3 protein-coding genes are annotated in these 3,107 nt (G+C 69.5%); all 3 read right to left on the reverse strand.

Annotated features, from left to right (window positions below; genetic code table 11):
• Positions 1-176 precede the first annotated feature (176 nt).
• Positions 177-1,436 carry a tyrosine-type recombinase/integrase gene (locus tag D3273_RS27300; protein ID WP_165359745.1) on the reverse strand — a complete coding sequence of 420 codons (1,260 nt, stop codon included), beginning with the start codon at positions 1,434-1,436 and terminating at the stop codon, positions 177-179.
• Between the two features lie 189 nt (positions 1,437-1,625).
• Positions 1,626-1,889 carry a hypothetical protein gene (locus tag D3273_RS27310; RefSeq protein WP_129230146.1) on the reverse strand — a complete coding sequence of 88 codons (264 nt, stop codon included), beginning with the start codon at positions 1,887-1,889 and terminating at the stop codon, positions 1,626-1,628.
• Positions 1,886-3,107 (reverse strand): hypothetical protein (locus D3273_RS27315; RefSeq protein ID WP_207210925.1); only part of this gene is annotated, 1,222 nt, incomplete at its 5' end. The genes D3273_RS27315 and D3273_RS27310, both read right to left, overlap by 4 nt.

Consider the following 3,107-nt stretch of genomic DNA (forward strand, 5'->3'; position numbering starts at 1 on the left):
GCCGTCGTCGACCCAAAAATCCAACCGCTTCCCGACGCCCGCGACACCACACCAGCCCAGGGGAGGTGAGCAATTACAATGGCGTTCTGGGTCTGTCCGCAGATGACTGATTTGCCTCGGGAAATTGGTCGGAGTGATAGGATTCGAACCTACGACCCCCTCGTCCCGAACGAGTGTTACTGCCGATCTCCCTGGTGAAGTTCGGCAACCACGGCGGATTTCGGCGCGTCTCGTCCTCGTTTGTCGCGATCGTTTCTGTGCGGAAGCTGTGCGGCTGGCGAGCGGGTGACAGCCGCGGCGACGCCGGCCTGGAAGTCCGGATGGTGGTGCTGGTAGACGCGGCGGCGCGTCTCGGCCGTCATCCCGAAATAGCCGTCGGCCTCCTCCGGGTCCGCCCGGTTCTGCATGGCCCACGTCACGGCGGTGTGACGCAGCACGTGCGGGGTCACGTCGCGCCGCGCGGTACGCTTGCCGGCCGGCAGGTGGTCCTCGGCGTGGTAGGCGGCGTTCAGCCCTGCCTCGCGGGCCGACGAGTTGAAGGCCTTCGTGATCCGGGTCACGGGCTCGCCGCCGAACTCCACGGCGAAGTTGATCGCGATGCCGCGCGCCTTCCAGCGCCGCAGGTGCGCCAGGAGCCGGTCCGGGATGCGGATGGGTGGCGTCCGCTTCTTCGTCTCCCGCACGCCCTCGCCGCGTCGGTAGAAGACGCCTCGGTCGAGGTCGATCCAGCCACGGTCCTTCCCGGGCTCGAAGCAGGCGCCGCAGATCGCGGCCGCGCGCGTGCCCGTGTAGAGGGCCACCAGGATGAAGCGGGCGATGTGGCGCCGGCTGCGCTTGTCGGTCTCGACGCCCTTCTGGACCTCGCGGTAGCTGTAGGCGGCCCACAGCAGGCGAGCGGCCTCGGATCGGGTCAGCCAGCGCTCACGCGAACCGCCCTTCGCGGGCAGCACGACCTCGACCACCTGGGAGCATAGCCCCTCGCGGCGATGGTGGTTGATGGCGGCCCGGAGTTCCTCCAGCTCGCGGCGGGCGGCGGCGGCGCTGCCCCGCTTCTTCGCGTAATCCCGGCAGGTGCGGCCGGACACCTCGGACAGCTTCCGGCCGCCCCAATAGCGCTCCAGCGCCGCGATGCGTCCCTTGCTCTCCTTTGGCCGGGCGTGGTTCGCGACCACGTCGGCGATGTAGATCAGGAGGACGTCGGCGATCTCGATTTGATGGGGATCACGGTCGCGGGCGCGATCGGGCTGATGACGCGCCTGGATGTAGGCCGCGAGGGCTTGTTCGGCTCCTGCAAGATCGCTCTCAGCGCAGCCCGTGCGTCGGAAGGCGCTTCCGTCGCGGATGACCCAGACGGCATTCTCGACGACGGCGCCGGTCGACGGGTCGGTGACGGCGGGGCGGAGCCAGAGGCGGGCCCCCTTTGACCGACGCGGCATAGCTCCCTCATCCTCTCGATCGCCGCGAGCGTCACGAAGTCCTTCCCCGCGACACGCTCCAGCACCAGTCTTCCGCGGGTGGCCTCGCGCCGCAAGCCGCTCACCGTCATGCCACCCTCGGGCCAGGCGAGTTCGACGGCGCGCGCCAGGCGCAGCGGCGTCGTCGGGGACACGAGGGTGGGGTCGAACTCACGTCCCATGCGGTCCTCTCCCCTTCACGGCGTCCGCTTTCGCGACCTCGGCCACGATGCGCCCGAGCGTCCACTGTGCCTGGGCGAGCAGCACGCCGCGGCCGACGGGATCGCGCATGCCGGCGATGTGGCTCCCGGCCACCGTGCATGCTGCGACCACCACTTCCTCGGCGTCGGCTTGGCCGGCGGCGCCGCCGAAGTGGTCGACGACAGCGCAATCGAAGGCGCGCCGCAGCGCTGCGTCGCCTGGGGTGGGGCTCACGCGGCACTCGCGATCTGCACCGACTCTGCGGAGGGCACCGCGCCGCGGCGCTGGCGCGCGAGGTCGAGCGCGAGCGACAGGGCGATAGAGGCACTGAATTCCGGGTTCTCGACCTCCTCCGGGCTCAGCTCATCTTCCAGGCCGGAGAGGCCGTCGTGCAGCCAGAGGACCACCCGCAGCTTGAGGTCCACGCCAGCGGGGGTGCGAGCGGGCAGCATGCAGATGCGGGCGCGCAGGGCAGCATTCTCGGCGACCGAGGCGTCGACCTCCTCCCGAGCGATAGTGAGGCCGGACCGCTCGCGTTCCGCCGCGCCAGCTGCGATCCAGGCGTCATAGGCCTGGAGGATCTCGTCGCGCCGCACGTTCGGATGACCACCCAGGGCCATGCGCCTGAAGGCGTCGATGGTTTGCCGCGCCCCGTACCAGTATCGTCCTGTCGGCATGTGCTCGCCCGGGTAAGGACCGAGCTTCCCGGCCTCGCCGGGCTTGTTGAACAGCACCTCAGGCGGCGTGGGCGCGTTGTAGCGCTCTTCGGCCTCGACCAGTGCGATGTGCGTCCGGTCGTCTCGCCGGCAACTCGCCTCCCACGCCCGGCCGAGCGCCAACAACTCGCCATCGGCCTCCCGGTCCGCTTCGGCCCTCGCCTCGGCCTCGGCGCTGATGATGCGGAGCGCATCACGGCTGATCGAGGCGTGAAGCGCCGCGACCCATGGATCGGATGCTCCCGTCTTCATGATCGCCACCGCGGCCGCAGCCTTGGCTTTGAGGCCGGCCTGCGTCATCGGCTTCATGTAGGTCAGGCGATAGACCCAGCGCATCAGGCGGCGGTTGGTACGGCGCGACAGAACTTCCCATCGCGGGATCTGCCTGATGCTCTTCAGGGTCTCCTTGATGCGCCGCCTTTCTGCGACCTGAGCATTCCAGGCCGCCATGGCAGCAGCGTGCGCCAGATCCGGCGTGGTCGGGTAGGAGCAGGTGCTCGTGTACCAGCCTTCCGACGCGACCTTTGTGACCTGGGCCCTGTTCTCGGCCCGGGGGGCAGGCGAGAGAGGCGGAAGGCCGCTGACATCCCTTTGCAAGGCGATTTCCCGCAAGCCCAAGGAGGTGATGACGCGGAGTTCACGCGGAGCCAGCGCCGCCAGGTAGCGTCCACGGAGCTGGTGGAGTTTTGGAGTCGAGGGCGGTGGGCGGAGCTCCGCACATGGCGGAGCCCGCCGC

The organism is Lichenibacterium minor (assembly GCF_004137685.1).
Classification (GTDB): Bacteria; Pseudomonadota; Alphaproteobacteria; order Rhizobiales; family Beijerinckiaceae; genus Lichenihabitans; species Lichenihabitans minor.

What these genes read in the sequence shown, in the direction of transcription:
- D3273_RS27300 (WP_165359745.1), bottom strand. Translation starts at nt 1,436, where the DNA reads ATGCCGCGTCGGTCAAAGGGGGCCCGCCTCTGGCTCCGCCCCGCCGTC.